Genomic DNA, 16314 nt, shown 5'->3' with positions numbered 1-16314 from the left:
ACGAGGGGAACCTCTGTGCCATCAAGCAAGCTCCGCTGGGGAATTCTCGGCACCGGCAACATCGCCTCCCGGTTCGCCGGCCAGCTTCCGTCCTCCACCACCGGCGAACTCGCCGCGGTCGGCAGTCGCAGCATCGACTCGGCCAACGAGTTCGCGGACCGGTTCGCCATCCCGAACCGGCACGCGTCGTACGCCGATCTCCTCGCCGACGAGACCGTCGACGCGGTCTACATCGCCACTCCGCACCCGCTGCACCCGGAGTGGGCGATCAAGGCCGCGGAGGCCGGCAAGCACGTCCTCTGTGAGAAGCCGCTCGCGATCAACCGTGCCTTGGCCGAGGCGATGATCGAGGCGGCGGTGCGCAACGACGTCTTCCTGATGGAGGCGTACATGTACCGCTGCCTCCCGCAGACGAAGCTGATCACCCAGCTGATCCGCGACGGCGCGATCGGCACCGTCCATCAGATCCAGGCGTCGTTCGCCTTCCAGGCCTCCTTCCGCGCGGACAGCCGCATCTTCGCGGACGAGCTGGCCGGCGGCGGCATCCTCGACGTCGGCGGCTACCCGGTCTCGATGGCCCGCCTGATCGCCGGCGCTGCGATCGGAGCCCCGTACGCCGATCCGGCGGCGGTGACCGCGGTCGGTCAGGTCGGGGAGACCGGCGCGGACGAATGGGCGGTGGCCACGCTGTTCTTCGACAGCGGAATGACCGCCCAGGTCAGCACCGGCGTACGGCTCAGCGACGAGAACCGGGTCCGCGTCCTCGGCAGCGAGGGATACCTCGTCATCGACGACCCGTGGTTCGGCGGCGACGGCAAGCCGACCCACGTCACCGTGCACAAGGTGGGGGAGGAGCCACGGGACGTCTCCGCGGAGCCCGCCTTCATCTATGCGGCCGAGGCGGATGCCGTCGCGGCCTCGATCGAAGCCCGGCAGGCGCCGGAGATGTCGTGGGCCGACACCCTGGGCAATCTCGAGGTCCAGGACGCCTGGCGCAACGCGATCGGCCAGCAGTACGCAAGTGAGCGGGAGGACGCGATCATCCCGACGGCGACCGGCCGCCCGCTGACGCGTCGTACGGATGCTCCGATGACCTACGGCGAGGTCCCCGGGCTGGACAAGCAGGTCTCCCGCCTCGTGATGGGCGTGGACAACCAGGAGACGCTGACGCACGCCGCGACCATGTTCGACGATTTCGTCGAGCGCGGCGGAACCACCTTCGACACGGCCTACATCTATGGCGGTGGACGCGGCGAGAAGCTGCTCGGCCAGTGGATGACCTCGCGCGGCAACCGGGACGAGGTCGTTGTCATCGGCAAGGGTGCGCACACGCCGCACTGTGACCCGGAGTCGATCACCCGGCAGTTGGGCGAGAGCCTGGATCGGTTGCAGACGGGTCACGTCGATCTCTACCTGATGCACCGGGACAACGAGGAGATCCCGGTCGGGGAGTTCGTCGACGTGATGGACGAGCATTTCCGCGCCGGGCGGATCAAGGCGTACGGGGGGTCGAACTGGTCGATCGAGCGGTTCGACGAGGCGAACTCTTATGCCGCCGCGAAGGGGAAGCAGCCGCTCACGCTGCTCAGCAACCACCTCAGCCTGGCGCGGGCGTACGACGTACCGTGGAAGGGTTGTCGGCACGTCAGCGACGACGAGTCCCAGGCGTGGTTGCGGGAGCGGCAGGTCGCGCTCTTCCCGTGGTCCAGCCAGGCGCGCGGGTTCTTCACCGGTCGGGCCAGGCCCGAGGACCGGTCCGATGAGGAACTGGTTCGCTGCTTCTACTCGGACGAGAACTTCGAGCGGCTGCGTCGGGCCCGGGAACTGGCCTCGGCTCGTGGCGTGGAACCGACGGCGATCGCGCTGGCGTGGTTGCTGCACCAGCCGTATCCGGTGTTCCCCTTGATCGGGCCGCGGCACATCTCGGAGACGAGGACCTCGCTGCCGGGGCTGTCGGTATCGCTGACGGACGACGAAGTGGCGTGGCTCACGCAAGGCTGAGCGGCGTCGGACCGAATTGGTGGAGGCTCTGACCGCTGTGTAACATGGTCTGTCGGTGTCTCGACCCTAAACACGGAGAATCATGTCTAAGAAGTGCGATGTTTGTGGCAAGCAGCCGACGTTCGGCAACAGTGTTGCGCGGCTGGGTAAGGGCGCGATGATCCGTCGGGTCAAGGCTCGTACGCCGCGGCGGTTCAACCCCAACATCCAGCCGATCCGCGCGATCATCAAGGGCACGCCCACCAAGATGAAGGTCTGCACCTCCTGCATCAAGGCAGGCAAGGTTCAGCGCGTCGTCGGCTAGGACCCCTCAGGCCCCCAGGGCCTCAACTCCGTGTAGGGCCTCACTAGGCGCCCGGGACTATCCCGGGCGCCTACTGGTGTTCATAGGCTGAGCGCTGGTACGAACACCCATTGAGGACCTCCGAGATGCCGGCGCTGTCGAGCGGGTGTTGCCGGATTACAGGCGTGGGGCGGACCGCCCGCACTCACCAAGTCGCGCTGCCGGTGTCGATGGCCGGCAGTCCAGGCGTGACCAGGCCAAGGCCGCCGGGGTTGGTGAGTGTCGGCGGTCCGGACGTTCCGGGCACCCGCCCGACCGGGGACGTTTCCGGCCGCAGTGGTGCTTGCGCACGTCCCGACCGGGGAGCATCTTCGGCCGCCGGCCGCGCCCGGCCGCCCGGCCGCCCGGCCGCCCGGCCGCCCGGCCGCCCGGCCGCCCGGCCGCCCGGCCGTTCGGCCGCCCGGGCGCTCGACGCCTGAGCTCAGGGCGGATCTACGGGCACTTGGCGATGACGGTGATCTCGCGGCGGTTGTGGTGGAGTTGGCGGGCGTGGAGTACGTCGTACTCCTTGCTCAGCACCTCCAGCCCACGCCGGGCCGAGTCCAGCGGGTTCCTCCCGCCGCCTTTGAGCGTCACGATCGCGAGCGCTCCGCGGCGCAGCTGCGGCACCGCGTCGAGCATCACCCGGGCGCTCATCACCTGGTCCATCCGCATGTCGTTCACCACCACGTCGAACTTCACCTGGTTGGTCCGGAAGAAGTTCCCGGCCGTCGCCTTGACGTGATGCACTCGCCGGTCGGCCGCCACCCGCGGATCCAGATCGCCCGGATCGACCGACCAGACCTCCAGGCCCTGCTGCCGCAGAATGCGCGTCCATCCACCCGGGCTCGCGCCCAGATCAAGCGCCTTGCCGCCGTGAGGCAGCTCGAGCCCAAACGTCTGGATCGCCTCCTCCAGCTTGAACTCCGACCGCGAGACCCGATCGTCGGACCGCGCCAGCCGCATCCGCCCACCCGGCCAGTCGGACAAGCTGTCCTCGAGCCGATTCAGCCCGAGGATCACCGACTTCGCCGACACGAAACACGAAACCACCACGTCCTGCCCAGCCCGGCTCACCGCGATCCCGCGAGCGCCCAGGGCCTCCTCGAGCAGGTGGTAGTAGGACCCGCCGGTCCCCGCGCCGTCCGTCCAGGTTTGCACCGACAACCCCTTCGGATGACGCGGCAGCTCATCCAGAATCAGCTCGGCCAACTCGTGCGGCTCAGGCACCTCGTTCGGCTTGAAGGACGCGAGCTCCATCGTCAGATGCCGCACGAAGATGATCCGCCCGCTCCCGCAGGCCTCGGCGAACTCCTCAACCGAGGGCGCGTTCTCCGTGATCCGGCCCAGATCCCCGCTGACCCGCTCGACCCGTACCCGTGTCCCGAACACGTCCCGGAGCTCCCGAACCGCCAGGTCATAACTGTCGGTAGCCACCGAGAACAACAAAGCACGCACACCGCATCCTAAGTCCGCGCCCAGCGCAACCCGCCGCCCCGCGCCAGCCCCACGCCCCCCGGGTCGTGATCTTGGTGCATGGAAATCGGTTGCCGCGCACGTTGATCCACGATTCGGCGCTGGCGCGGGCGTGGGTACGAGGGCCGACGGAGGGGCCCGCGGGGTGGGTCGGCGTACCGGGGGTTGGGGCGGTTCGGGGGTGGAGCGGTTAGCCTTCCGGGCGTGGAAGAGCTGACGGTTGGGGTGTTGCGGAGCTGGGCTCGGACGGCGTTGGCCGAGCTGGGGCGGGCTCGCCTGGAGATCGATGAGCTCAACGTGTATCCGGTTCCGGACGGGGATACCGGGACCAACCTGTACCTGACCTGGGAGGCGGCGTGTGATGCGCTGCCCGAGGGGGAGCTGACTTTCGCGGAGGCTGTTCAGGCGTTCGGGCGGGGTGCGCTGCTGGGTGCTCGCGGCAACTCCGGGGTGATTGCGTCGCAGCTGGTCCGCGCCTGCGGTCTGCGGCTCGCGGAGAACCTGCCCCGGTATCAGAGCGGCGCCGGGGACAGCGTGCCGGAAGGTGGCGGCGGAGGCGCGCTTGACAGCGTTCCGGGAGGTGCCGGCGGAGGCGCGCTTGACAGCGTTCCGGAAGCTGCCGCCAGAGGCGAGCTTGAGAGCGTGCCGGAGGGTGTCTCCGGACGCGAGGTCGAAGGCGTGCCGGCAGGTGGTCAGGGCGCTGAGCCTGGCGGCGAGGCGGGCGGTGCCGACGGAGGCGGGCGGCGGGCGGTTTTGGCGGATCCGCGGATGAGTGAGGCGGCGGCGTTTGCGGATGCGCTGGTGTTCGCTGCTGATGCCGCGTATGGCGCTGTGGCGCAACCGGTTGAGGGGACCATGTTGACGGTCGCCCTGGAAGCCGCGAACGCCGCGATGGATGCCGCCAACGACGGGGAGACCCTCGCCGGGGTCTGCCTGGCAGCGGTGGCCGCCGCGCGGGAGGCGTTGACCAGGACGACCGAGCAGCTGGAACCGCTCCGCCGGGCCGGAGTCGTGGATGCAGGTGGCGCGGGGCTGGTGGTGATTCTTGGTGCGATGGAGTCGGTGCTCTCGGGCCGAGGACCCGCGGCGACCACCGGTGTCCCGGCCCGGATCCCGCTCCCGCCGCCGACCGACCATCAGGCAGAAGCGGACGCCGGCCAGGCGGGACAAGCCGGGCTGGGCGGACAGGCGGGACAGGCAGGGCCGGGCGCGGGGATCGACCTGGAGCCCGGCGGCCCGGCGTACGAGGTGATGTATCTGCTGGACGCGCCGGACGACAAGATCGGCGACTACCGCCGGCAGCTCGCGGAGCTCGGGGACTCGGTCGTGGTGGTCGGCGGCGACGAGCTCTGGAACGTGCATGTCCACACGGATGACGTGGGCGCGGCGATCGAGCTCGGCATCGACATAGGGCGTCCGCACCGGATCCGGGTGACCCATTTCGCCGACATGGTCCCGCACGCGCCGATACCGGGTCGGGCCGTGATCGCTGTCGCGGCAGGAGAGGGGCTCGCGAAGCTGTTCGCGGAGGCCGGCGCGCTGGTTGTGAAGGGTGGCCCGGGCCGACGGTGCTCGACCGGTGAACTGCTGAAGGCGATCGAGCGGTCGGGCGCGCCGGAGATCGTCATACTGCCGAACGACAAGGACTCCATCGCGGTCGCCGAGGCCGCGGCGACGGCGGCACGGCAGGACGGCATCAGGGTGGCCGTGATTCCGACCAGGGCTCAGGTGCAGGGGCTCGCGGCGATCGCGGTACACGATCCGGCGCAGAGCTTCGACGACGACGTGGTGCATCTGTCCGCGGCGGCCGGGCAGACTCGTCACGGGGCCGTGACGATCGCGGTCAAGGACGCGTGGACGATGGCCGGCACCTGCCGGATCGGCGACGCGCTGGGCGTGGTCGACGGGGATTTCGCCTTGATCACCGACGATCTGGAGACGGCCGCGACCGGGGTGGTCGACCGGCTGCTCGGCGGCGGTGGTGAGCTGATGACGGTGGTTCGTGGCGAGCAGGCGACGCCCGAACTGGTCGAGGCGCTGGTGCGGCACGTGCGGCGGAACCGGAAAGATGTCGATGTCGTGGTGTACGACGGTGGTCAGGAGAGGTACCCGTTGCTGATCGGGGTGGAATGAAGACCGACATCGACCGCAAGCTTCGCGACTTCCTCGGCGCGAAGACGGCCAAGACCTTCGCCGACGTGCTCGGGATCGAGACCGTGGGGGAGTTGCTGCGGCACTACCCGCGGCGCTACCTGAAGAAGGGCGAGCTGACCCCGTTCGACGAGCTGGAGGTCGGCGACCAGGCCACGGTCAGCGGCCGGGTGAAGCGGGTCAACGTGCGGTCGCTGGACACCAAGCTCGAGATCCCGCTCGCCGAAGTGCAGAAGTGGGCCCGGCGCAAGACCCTCACCAAGGTCGTCGTCACCGACGGGCAGAACGACCTGGAGCTCGCCTTCTTCAACCAGCCCTGGCTGGCGAACAAGCTCCAACCCGGAACGGCGGCGCTGTTCTGGGGTGAGGTGACCAGGTTCCGCGACATCATGCAGCTGAAGGGTCCGGGCACCGAGATCCTCGAAGAGGAGGACCTGAGCGAGGAGGAGATCGAGCGCCGGGCGCGCCCGTTCCGCCCGCTCTACCCGGCGACCGCGAAGCTCACGACCGCGACGATCGAGCGCAGCATCAAGATCGTGCTGGACAACCTCGAAGACCTCGAGGACCCGATCCCAGAGCTGATCCTGCGCAAGGAGCGGCTGACCGGCCTGCGGGATGCGCTGCAGAAGGTGCACCTGCCCGAATCGCCCCAGGACTGGGAGATCGCGCAGAAGCGGTTCCGGTTCGAAGAGGCGCTGGTGATGCAGACAATCCTCGCCCAGCGGCGAGCCGTCACCGATGCCCTGAAGGCGGTGCCACGGCAAAAGCAGGCAGGCGGTCTGCTGGACGCCTTCGATGCCCGGTTGCCGTTCAAGTTGACCGATGGCCAGGAGGAGGTCTGCGACGAGATCTTCGCCGATCTGGCCCGGCCGCATCCGATGCACCGGCTGCTCCAGGGTGAGGTCGGCTCCGGCAAGACCGTGGTCGCGCTCCGGGCGATGCTCTCGGTGGTCGACGCCGGCGGCCAGGCGGTCCTGCTGGCCCCGACCGAGGTGCTCGCCACCCAGCACCACAAAACACTGACGAAAATGCTCGGCGAGCTCGCGGAGCAGGGCATGCTCGGCGGCGCCGAACGGGCCACCAGGGTGGGTCTGCTGACGGGCTCCCTCAACGCGGCGTCCCGTCGTACTGCGATGTTGGACGCGGCAAGTGGGTCGGCCGGCATCGTGGTCGGCACACACGCCCTACTAGAGGACAAGGTGCAGTTCGCCGACCTAGGTCTGGTGGTCGTCGACGAGCAGCACCGGTTCGGCGTCGAGCAGCGGGCGGTGCTCAGTCAGAAGTCCGGTGAAAACACACCGCACGTGCTGGTGATGACGGCGACGCCGATTCCCCGGACCGTGGCCATGACCGTGTTCGGCGACCTGTCGGTATCTACGTTGACCGAACTGCCTGCCGGCCGGTCGCCGATCACGAGCTCGGTGGTGCCCGCCGCGGAAAAGCCGTCCTGGCTGGAACGAGCCTGGCAGCGGGTCCGCGAGGAGGTCGAGAAGGGCCACCAGGCGTACGTCGTGTGCCCGCGGATCGGTGACGAGGTGAAGGGCGCGGCGGACGAGGAGGCCGAGTTCGCGGAAATGGACTCGGACAACAACGGGAAGCCGGGGAGGAAGGAACAGCGGCCGCCGCTCTCGGTGGTGTTCATCGCCGACAAGCTTGCCGAGATCCTCGCCGGATTGCGGGTGGAGATCCTGCACGGGCGGCTACCGGCCGACGTGAAGGACTCGGTGATGAGCCGGTTCGCCGCGGGCGAGATCGATGTGCTGATCGCCACCACGGTGATCGAGGTCGGTGTGGACGTGCCGAACGCCTCGACCATGGTGATCGTGGATGCCGACCGGTTCGGCATCTCCCAGTTGCACCAGTTGCGCGGTCGGGTCGGCCGCGGCAAGGTGCCCGGCCTTTGCCTGCTCGTCACGGACAGCTGGCCGGATTCGAAGTCCCGCCAACGGCTGGAGGCGGTCGCCGCGACCACGGACGGGTTCGAGCTGTCCCGGATCGACCTGGAGACCAGACGCGAAGGCGATGTCCTGGGCGTCGCCCAGTCGGGCCGCCGGAGCAGCCTCAAGCTGCTCAGTGTGCTGCGCGATGAGGAGATCATCCTGACCGCCCGGCACGTGGCGAACTCGCTGATCTCGGTGGATTCCGAGCTGGCCGACTACCCGGTGCTCAGGTCGTACGTCCGCAGCACGCTGGAGTCCGAGGCGACCGACTACCTGGAGAAGACGTGACCCGGATCGTCGGGGGAGCAGCCGGCGGCCGGCGGATCGCAGTACCGGCCGGCAGTGGGACCAGACCGACGGCGGATCGCGTCCGCGAGGCGTTGTTCTCGTCGCTGGAGGCGGAGTTCGGCGGCTTCCAGGGCCTGGCCGTTCTGGACCTGTACTCCGGGTCGGGCGCGATCGGGCTGGAGGCGCTGTCCAGGGGAGCGGCGCGAGCCGTGCTGGTGGAGGCGGATCGTAAGGCCGCCGACGTGATCGCGGCCAACATCAAGGCGGTCGGGCTCCCCGGCGCGACGCTGCTGACCAGGCCGGCCGAGAAGGTTGCCTCAGGCGACAATCCTGCCGGTCCGTTCGACCTGGTCTTCGCCGACCCGCCGTACAAGCTCGAAACCGCTGAGCTGCAAGGGGTTCTCGCCGACCTCAAGGAGCGCGGCTGGCTCGCGGACGACGCGCTGGTGGTGATCGAGCGGGGCAAGCGGGAGCCGTGGGAGTGGCCGGCGGGGTTCGCCGCGCTGCGCGATCGCAAGTACGGCGAGGCCCGGCTTTGGTACGGTCACCGCCATGAGCAGGGCACGGACGTGAACGGGCCGATCGGATGAGCAGCCGCGGCCGGATGAGCGAGGCCGGATGAGCAGGGCCGTGTTCCCGGGCACCTTCGACCCGCCGACGAACGGGCATCTCGACGTCATCACCCGGGCGGCCGCAGCCTTCGACGAGGTGATCGTCGCGGCCGGGGTGAACCAGTCCAAACAGCGCCTGTTCAGCATCGAGGAACGGGTGGAGATGCTGACCGAGATCGCCGCGCCGTTCGGCAACGTCCGGATCGGGACCTTCGAAGGGCTGCTGGTCGACTACTGCCGGGCCGAGGGCGCCAGGGTGATCGTCAAGGGCCTGCGATCCGGCGGCGACTACGACTACGAGCTGCAGATGGCCCAGATGAACCGGAAGATGTCCGGGGTCGACACCCTTTTCCTGCCGACCGCGCCGGAAAACGGTTACATCTCCTCCAGTCTGGTCAAAGAAATCGCCAGACTCGGCGGTGAGGTGGCAGACTTCCTCCCAGCCGGCGTGCACGACCGGTTGCTCAGAAAGCTGTAACGCAGCCCCGGATTGGGCTGAATGCCGGGGAGTTGGTAGTGTTGATCCCCGGTCTCAACGAGACCGAGATTCTGCCTGCCCACGCCTGAAAGGGATGTCCTGAGCGTCTTGGACCCGCGGTCCCCACTCGTCATCGACACGCACGAGCTGAACCGCCGCGCCGGGTCCCAACGCGAAGTCTCCTTCACGGCACCGGCACCGGCCGATCTCGGTATCGACGTGATCGGCGTCCCCGAGGGCGACCTGATCCAGTTCGATCTGCGGCTGGAGTCGGTTGTCGAAGGGGTGCTCGTCACCGGAACGGCCAGTGGCCGTCTGGTCGGGGAGTGCGCGCGGTGCCTGGTCGATGTCGAGGAGGACTTCCTCGCTGACGTCCAGGAGCTGTACGTCTACCCGGAGAGTGAAGCCGAGCCGGACGAGGCCAGCCGGATGGAGGGCGATCTGATCGACCTCGAGCCGGCATTGAGGGACCAGGTGGTGCTCGCGCTGCCGTTCCAGCCCTTGTGTACGGACGACTGTCCGGGTCTGTGCCCCGATTGCGGGACACGCCTGGCGGACGAACCCGGCCACAAGCACGAGGACGGCGTCGACCCGCGCTGGACCGCTCTGACCGGCCTGCTCCAGCAGGACGAAGCAGGACAGCAGGACCGCAACAACCAGCAGGGCCGCAACAACTAGCTGCACCGCACCACCAGCACTGATCCAGCACTGCACATACGCCAGCCAGCCGGCCGGGTCGCAAGCCCCCGGCCGAACCGAGGAGTCATAACCGTGGCCGTTCCGAAGCGGAAGATGTCGCGCAGCAACACCCGGAGCCGTCGGGCCCAGTGGAAGGCCACTGCGCCGTCGCTCGTCACCTGCGTGAACCCCGCCTGCCGCGCGAAGCACCTGCAGCACACCGTTTGCCCGACGTGCGGCCAGTACGGCGCCAAGGGTGAGCGTCGCCAGGTCGTCGAGAGCTAACGGTTCACCCAGTGATTTCGGTCAACGCTCAGTGATTTCACCAGAGGGCGGGGGGCTCTACGCCGAGCTGAACCAGCGGCTCGGCGTATCGCTGGCTGACGAACTACTGGAGCACGCCTTCACCCACCGTTCGTACGCGTACGAGAACGGTGGGCTGCCGACCAACGAGCGGCTCGAGTTCCTCGGCGACTCCGTGCTGGGCGTCATCGTCACGGAGTCGCTGTTCCGCAACCATCCGGCGCTGTCCGAGGGCCGTCTCGCCAAGCTGCGCGCCGCTGTGGTCAACATGCGCGCCTTGGCGGGAGTTGCGCGCGACCTCAAGCTCGGTAAGTACCTGCGGCTGGGCCGGGGCGAGGAAGCGACCGGCGGGCGGGACAAGTCGTCGATCCTGGCGGACTGTGTCGAGGCGCTGATCGGTGCCGTTTACCTGGATCGCGGCTTCGAGGTCGCTGGCCGGGTGGTGCACACGTTGTTCGACGAACTGATGGAGTCGTCCGCGCGACTGGGCGCCGGCCTCGACTGGAAGACCAGCCTGCAGGAACTGGTGGCGCAACTGGGCGTCGGCGTCCCGGAGTACGTGATCGCCGAGTCCGGACCGGACCACGCCAAGACTTTCGAGGCGCGGGTGCGGATCGGGTCGGACACCTACGGGCACGGCATCGGCCGGAGCAAGAAGGAAGCCGAGCAACAGGCCGCCGAAACGGCCTGGAAGGCCCTTCGCGCGGCTCACCCGGACAGCACCGACCCGTCCCAGTCCTGAGGTGCCTGAGCTCCCCGAGGTAGAGGTCGTACGCCGTGGGCTCACGGATTTCACCACCGGGCGGACGATCGACGCGGTCGAGGTCCTGCACCCCAGGCCGGTACGACGCCACCTCGCCGGGCCGGACGATTTCGTCGCCCGGCTCAAGGGCCAGGTCTTCGCGACGCCCGCTCGCCGGGGCAAGTACCTCTGGCTCCCGCTGGAGTCCGGGGATGCCGTCCTGACCCACCTTGGGATGAGCGGGCAGTTCCGGGTCCAGCCGGTGGGGGCGCCGGACGAGAAGCACCTGCGGGTCCGGTTCCGGTTCGCCGACGACGGCGGAGAGGTCCGTTTTGTGGACCAGCGGATGTTCGGTGGTCTGTCGTACTCCGAAGGTGGCGCAGAGTTACCCGGCGAGATCGCTCACATCGCCCGGGACCCGTTCGATCCTCTGTTCGACGAGGACCTCTTCGTGGCCGCCGTACGGCGTCGCAAGACGGGGTTGAAGCGGGCGCTGCTCGATCAGTCGCTGGTCAGCGGAGTCGGAAATATCTATGCCGATGAGGCTTTGTGGCGCGCCAAGCTGCACTACGCTCGTGCCACTGACACCATGAAACCCTTGCAGATAAGGGAGATTCTCCGTCATGCCCGTGAGGTGATGGCGGCCGCGCTCGAGGTCGGCGGGACCAGCTTCGATGCGCTGTATGTCAACGTGAACGGGGAATCCGGTTACTTCGAGCGAGGGCTGGCGACTTATGGGCAAGAGAATTCGCCCTGTCCGCGCTGCGGCCGGCCGATCCGGCGCGAAGCGTTCATGAACCGTTCGTCGTATCGCTGCCCGAAGTGTCAGCCCGTGCCACGACACGCCCGGTGGTGAGCGAGATATTGTTAATTGACGGACCCCAGGTTGACCCTTGGCTTAGCCGGTGTCACCCTGAAAGACGGCACACATTTCATGCGCTCCGCGGACCAGGAGCGCTACCTGCCAGAACCCTTCCGGAGGACAGCACAATGGCCAAGGCTCTTTTAGGGCACCTTGGAGGCACTGACCCGCGCATGCTCGAGCAGGTTCGTCTGCTCAACCGGCGTGTCGCCGATCTGGAGGCGCACGTGATGCGCCTGCAGGCAGAGAATGACCATCTGGTCGCAGCCGTACACGACGGCCGTCTGCTCACCGTAGACGAGGCTCTGCGCGCCCCCGCTTCGGTCTGACCACCGAGGTAGCACCACCGCGGTATTCACCACCGCGGTATTCACCGTCCGCACCACCCACGGCGGCGGCCCCCGTCCGGGCCTCCGCCGCGTCTATTGTCCAGCACAGCCTGCGTGCGGAGCCCGGCGGATGTCCGTAGTCCTCCGCCGGTTCTCCGGCTGCAGTCGGTAGACTGCGAACTGGAACTACTTCCCCCGGGTAGCGGCAGCGTCACGAGCAGTTACGACGGTTCCCTTCGGTATCGTCTGTCCTTTCACGGGTTGGGAGCTTCGCTTTGTACCTGAAGAGCATGACGCTCCGAGGTTTCAAGTCCTTCGCGTCGGCCACGACGATGAATTTCGAACCGGGCATCACCTGCATCGTCGGGCCGAACGGCTCCGGAAAGTCCAACGTCGTCGACGGTCTCGCCTGGGTGATGGGCGAGCAGGGGGTCAAGTCCCTGCGCGGCGGCAAGATGGAGGACGTCATCTTCGCCGGCACCTCCGGCCGGGCCCCGCTGGGCCGCGCCGAGGTGGTGCTGACCATCGACAACACCGACGGCGCGCTCCCGATCGACTACGCCGAGGTCACCATCTCGCGGACGATGTTCCGCAACGGCGGCTCCGACTACCAGATCAACGGCCAGAACTGCCGGCTGCTCGACGTCCAGGAACTGCTCAGCGACTCCGGTATCGGTCGCGAGATGCACGTCATCGTCGGCCAGGGCCAGCTCGACTCGATCCTGCGCGCGACCCCCGAGGGCCGCCGCGGCTTCGTCGAGGAGGCCGCCGGAGTCCTCAAGCACCGCAAACGCAGAGAAAAGGCGATCCGGAAGCTGGAGGCCACCGAGGGCAACCTGCACCGGCTCGGGGACCTGATCACCGAGATCCGTCGCCAGTTGAAGCCGCTCGGCCGCCAGGCGGAGGTGGCGCGCCGGGCGGTGACCATCCAGGCGGAGGTCCGCGACGGCCGGTCCCGGCTGCTTGCCGACGACATCGTCCAGGCCCAGTCCGCGCTAGAGGCGGAGCTCAAGGACGAGGCCGCACTGACCGAGAAGCGCGCCCAGATCGAGGCCGCGCTGCGGGAGGCGCGCGACCTCGAGGCCGACCTCGAGGACGCCCTGCGCACGGACGCCCCGGCGCTGCAGGCCGCCCAGGACACCTGGTACCAGCTGTCCGGCTTCAGCGAGAAGATCAAGGGCACCGCCCGGATCGCCGCGGACCGGATCCGCTCGCTGAACGACGAGGCCGAGGAGCCACGCGCCGGGCGCGACCCGGAGGAGCTCGAGCTGGAGGCCGCCCGGGTCCGCGAGACCGAGGCGCAGATCGAGGCCGAGGTGGAGGCTCACTCCGAGCTGCTCGCGGACGCCGTCGAGCACCGCCAGCAGTTGGAGGCGCAGCACGCCGAGGAGGAGCGCCGGATCGCGGCCCTGATCCGGGCGGCCGCGGACCGTCGTGAGGGTCTGGCCCGGCTGACCGGTCAGGTGAACGCGCTGAAGAGCCGCGCGTCCGCCGCCGAGTCCGAGATCGGCCGTCTCGCCGCGAACCAGCGGGAAGCAGAGGCCAGGGCCGCGAAGGCGCAGCACGACTTCACCGCGCTGGAGACCCAGGTGGCCGGCCTCGACGCCGGCGAGCGGGGGTTGGACGAGGAGTACGAGGCAGCCCAGAGCGTCTTCGAGGAGCTGGAGGAGCGGCTCGCGAAGCTCCGCGCGGAGGAGCGCGACGCCGAGCGGGAGCGGACCGGCCTGGCGGCCCGCAAGGAAGCCCTGGAGATCGGCCTGAATCGCAAGGACGGCGCCGGCGCACTGCTGGCCGCCTCCGAGCAGGTGAACGGCCTGATGGGCTCGGTTGCCGCCCTGCTGAGCGTCCGGGTCGGCTACGAGACCGCCATCGCCGCTGCCCTGGGCGAGGTCGCCGATGCCGTCGCCGTGACGCACACCGCCGCCGCCGTCGAGGCAGTCGGGCACCTGAAGGAGCACGATCTCGGCCGCGCCGGAATGCTGCTGGGGGATGCCCCGGCGGAGGACTTCGGTTCGTGGCCCCAGCTTCCGTACGGCGCGACGTACGCGGTCGAGGTCGTCGAGTGCCCGGAGACCCTTCGCCCGGCGCTCCGCCGCCTGCTTCGCAAGGTCGCCGTGGTCGACGACGTCCCCGCGGCGCAGTCGCTGGTGCAGCATCTGCCCGACGTGACCGCGACGACCCGCGCCGGCGACGTACTGGGTGCCCATTTCGCGTACGGCGGGTCGGACGCGACGCCAAGCCTCATCGAGGTGCAGTCCGCGGTCGACGACGCCGCCGAGAAGCTCACGGAAGCCACCACGCGGAGCGAGCGGCTGCGGTTCGAGCTCGCGGCGATGGAGCGCGAGCGGGAGCAGCAGAAGCAGTCCGTCGAGATCACCCTGGCCCGGCTGCACGAGTCGGACGCGGCGATGGCGGCCGTGGCCGAGCAGTTGGCGCAGTTCGGGTCGCTGGCAAAGGCGTCCCGGGGCGAGGCCCAGCGGATGGCCGAGGCGATCGCCGCGGCCGAGGAGGAGCGCGACCGGAACCTCTCCGGCCTCGCCGACCTCGAGCAGCGCCTGAGCGACGTCGAGCAGTACGGCGACGACGAGGGCGACGAGCCTGACCCCACGGAGCGCGACCGGCTCGGCGAGGCGGCCAAGGGCGGACGGGCCGCCGAGATGGAAGCGCGGCTGGCGCTGCGGACCACCGAGGAGCGCGCCCGCGCCCTGTCCGGCCGGGCGGATTCGCTGGAGCGTGCGGTCCGGCAGGAGCGAGAGGCACGCGCCAGGGCGATCGCGCGAGCGGCTCGGCGAGCACGTCAGTCGGAGGCGGCGCAGGCCGTGCATCTGGCGGCCGGCCACGTGCTGGCTCGCTTGGAGCACTCCCTGCAGTTGGCTGCGTCTGAACGTGCGGCCATCCAGGCCGAGCGGGCGGAACGCGAGCAGGCGCTGGCCCAGGCACGATCCGCGACCCGCAACCTGAGCAGCGAGTTGGAGCAGCTGACCAACACCGTGCACCGGGACGCGCTGGCCCGGGCCGAGCAGAAGATGCGGCTCGAGGCGCTCTACGAGAAGGCGCTGGGCGAGCTCGGCACCGAGGTGGACGCGCTGATCGCGGAGTACGGGCCGGACCAACCGGTGCCGCCGCTGCCCTCGCTGGACGCCGCTCCCGACCAGCCCGGCCCGGAGCCCGAGGGCGAGCCGTTCGACCGGGCCAAGGTGCAGAAGCGGCTGAAGACCGCCGAGCGCGCGCTGAACCAGCTGGGGCGTATCAACCCGCTCGCGCTGGAGGAGTTCGACGCGATGGAGGAGCGGCACCGCTTCCTGTCCGAGCAGCTCGACGACCTGAAGAAGTCCCGTCGCGACCTGATGGACATCGTCAAGGAGGTCGACGACCGGGTCGAGCAGGTGTTCACCGAGGCTTACCGAGATGTCGAGGTCGCCTTCGAGCACGTGTTCAGCCGGCTGTTCCCGGGCGGTGAGGGCCGGCTGGTGCTGACCGACCCGGACGACATGCTGAGCACGGGCATCGACGTGGAGGCCCGGCCGCCGGGCAAGAAGGTCAAGCGGCTGTCCCTGCTGTCCGGTGGCGAGCGGTCGCTGGTCGCGGTGGCGTTCCTGGTCGCACTCTTCAAGGCCCGCCCGTCGCCGTTCTACATCCTCGACGAGGTCGAGGCCGCGCTGGACGACACCAACCTCGGCCGCCTGCTGGAGATCTACGAGGAGCTGCGCGAGAACAGCCAACTGCTGGTGATCACCCACCAGAAGCGCACGATGGAGGTCGCCGACGCCCTGTACGGCGTGACCATGCGCGGCGACGGCGTCTCGGCGGTCATCTCCCAACGCATCCGCGAGGCAGAACCGGCTTAGTAGTGCTTGCCTAGCCGGCCGCAAAAACGACTACCCTCCTCGACCCGCCGATGCTGCTGCGAGTGCCCTGGTCGACTGGCCGGTGCGCGCTGCCACTTCCCTGCTCGACTCGCCGGTACGGCTGCCAGTGCCCTGCTCGACTCGCCGGTGCGGCTGCCCTGCCCGACCCACCGGTGCGGCCGCAACTTCCCGGCTCGACCCGCCGGCCGATTCCCACTACCCGGTTCGACGCGCCGGTGAGAGTCGCTCAGGTCGGCGGGTCGGGCCGGTAAGTCGGCCGGAGTC

The 16314-nt window shown here is 69.1% G+C and carries 13 protein-coding genes; 11 read left to right on the top strand and 2 right to left on the bottom strand.

The genetic code is table 11. The annotated features are described in order from the left end of the window. Nucleotides 1–15: 15 nt before the first annotated feature. Nucleotides 16–2001 (top strand): aldo/keto reductase, encoded by a 1986-nt coding sequence (locus ABD210_RS02720; protein WP_344108265.1) that lies wholly within the window; start codon nucleotides 16–18, stop codon nucleotides 1999–2001. Between the two features lie 82 nt (nucleotides 2002–2083). Beyond that, the gene (gene rpmB, locus ABD210_RS02715) at nucleotides 2084–2305 is read left to right on the top strand and encodes a 50S ribosomal protein L28 (RefSeq protein ID WP_012922384.1); all 222 of its coding nucleotides are present in this window, start codon (nucleotides 2084–2086) and stop codon (nucleotides 2303–2305) included. 471 nt (nucleotides 2306–2776) lie between these two features. Here rpmB and ABD210_RS02710 read toward each other — a convergent pair whose 3' ends face one another. Beyond that, complete coding sequence (locus tag ABD210_RS02710) at nucleotides 2777–3781, bottom strand: SAM-dependent methyltransferase (protein ID WP_344108262.1); 1005 nt, start codon at nucleotides 3779–3781, stop codon at nucleotides 2777–2779. Nucleotides 3782–4003: 222 nt separating this feature from the next. Between ABD210_RS02710 and ABD210_RS02705 the strand changes: the two genes are divergently transcribed. The 8 genes from ABD210_RS02705 (at nucleotide 4004) to mutM (ending at nucleotide 11846) form a co-directional block, all read left to right on the top strand. Next, nucleotides 4004–5932 carry a DAK2 domain-containing protein gene (locus ABD210_RS02705; protein WP_344108260.1) on the top strand — a complete coding sequence of 643 codons (1929 nt, stop codon included), beginning with the start codon at nucleotides 4004–4006 and terminating at the stop codon, nucleotides 5930–5932. Further along, nucleotides 5929–8178, top strand: a complete 2250-nt coding sequence (recG, locus tag ABD210_RS02700; protein WP_344108258.1) for an ATP-dependent DNA helicase RecG — start codon at nucleotides 5929–5931, stop codon at nucleotides 8176–8178. The genes ABD210_RS02705 and recG overlap by 4 nt, the downstream gene beginning before the upstream one ends. Continuing rightward, complete coding sequence (gene rsmD / locus ABD210_RS02695; protein WP_344108256.1) at nucleotides 8175–8768, top strand: 16S rRNA (guanine(966)-N(2))-methyltransferase RsmD; 594 nt, start codon at nucleotides 8175–8177, stop codon at nucleotides 8766–8768. The genes recG and rsmD overlap by 4 nt, the downstream gene beginning before the upstream one ends. 28 nt (nucleotides 8769–8796) lie before the next feature. Then, the gene (gene coaD, locus ABD210_RS02690; protein ID WP_344108254.1) at nucleotides 8797–9267 is read left to right on the top strand and encodes a pantetheine-phosphate adenylyltransferase; all 471 of its coding nucleotides are present in this window, start codon (nucleotides 8797–8799) and stop codon (nucleotides 9265–9267) included. A gap of 108 nt (nucleotides 9268–9375) precedes the next feature. Further along, a complete protein-coding gene (locus tag ABD210_RS02685) occupies nucleotides 9376–9945 on the top strand; it encodes a YceD family protein (RefSeq protein ID WP_344108252.1) in 570 nt (189 codons plus the stop codon). Nucleotides 9946–10038: 93 nt separating this feature from the next. Continuing rightward, nucleotides 10039–10230 carry a 50S ribosomal protein L32 gene (rpmF, locus tag ABD210_RS02680; protein WP_164600366.1) on the top strand — a complete coding sequence of 64 codons (192 nt, stop codon included), beginning with the start codon at nucleotides 10039–10041 and terminating at the stop codon, nucleotides 10228–10230. A 31-nt stretch (nucleotides 10231–10261) separates the two neighbouring features. Then, complete coding sequence (rnc, locus tag ABD210_RS02675) at nucleotides 10262–10990, top strand: ribonuclease III (RefSeq protein WP_344108250.1); 729 nt, start codon at nucleotides 10262–10264, stop codon at nucleotides 10988–10990. Nucleotide 10991: 1 nt separating this feature from the next. Beyond that, the gene (gene mutM, locus ABD210_RS02670; RefSeq protein ID WP_344108248.1) at nucleotides 10992–11846 is read left to right on the top strand and encodes a bifunctional DNA-formamidopyrimidine glycosylase/DNA-(apurinic or apyrimidinic site) lyase; all 855 of its coding nucleotides are present in this window, start codon (nucleotides 10992–10994) and stop codon (nucleotides 11844–11846) included. A gap of 149 nt (nucleotides 11847–11995) precedes the next feature. Here mutM and ABD210_RS02665 read toward each other — a convergent pair whose 3' ends face one another. Then, a complete protein-coding gene (locus ABD210_RS02665; RefSeq protein ID WP_344108246.1) occupies nucleotides 11996–12226 on the bottom strand; it encodes a hypothetical protein in 231 nt (76 codons plus the stop codon). A 230-nt stretch (nucleotides 12227–12456) separates the two neighbouring features. On the opposite strand from ABD210_RS02665, the gene smc reads away from it, so the two are divergent. Further along, the gene (gene smc, locus ABD210_RS02660) at nucleotides 12457–16029 is read left to right on the top strand and encodes a chromosome segregation protein SMC (RefSeq protein WP_425552611.1); all 3573 of its coding nucleotides are present in this window, start codon (nucleotides 12457–12459) and stop codon (nucleotides 16027–16029) included. Nucleotides 16030–16314 lie beyond the last annotated feature (285 nt).

The sequence above is a fragment of the Kribbella alba genome (genome assembly GCF_039529635.1).
Lineage (GTDB): Bacteria > Actinomycetota > Actinomycetes > Propionibacteriales > Kribbellaceae > Kribbella > Kribbella alba.
Note: the sequence above shows the minus strand (reverse complement) of the source record. Positions and strands in the feature narration are given on the sequence as shown.

Excerpts from the sequence above, each read along its gene's own strand:
- rpmB (WP_012922384.1), top strand. The coding sequence starts at position 2,084 with ATGTCTAAGAAGTGCGATGTTTGTGGCAAGCAGCCGACGTTCGGCAAC.
- recG (WP_344108258.1), top strand. The coding sequence starts at position 5,929 with ATGAAGACCGACATCGACCGCAAGCTTCGCGACTTCCTCGGCGCGAAG.
- coaD (WP_344108254.1), top strand. The coding sequence starts at position 8,797 with ATGAGCAGGGCCGTGTTCCCGGGCACCTTCGACCCGCCGACGAACGGG.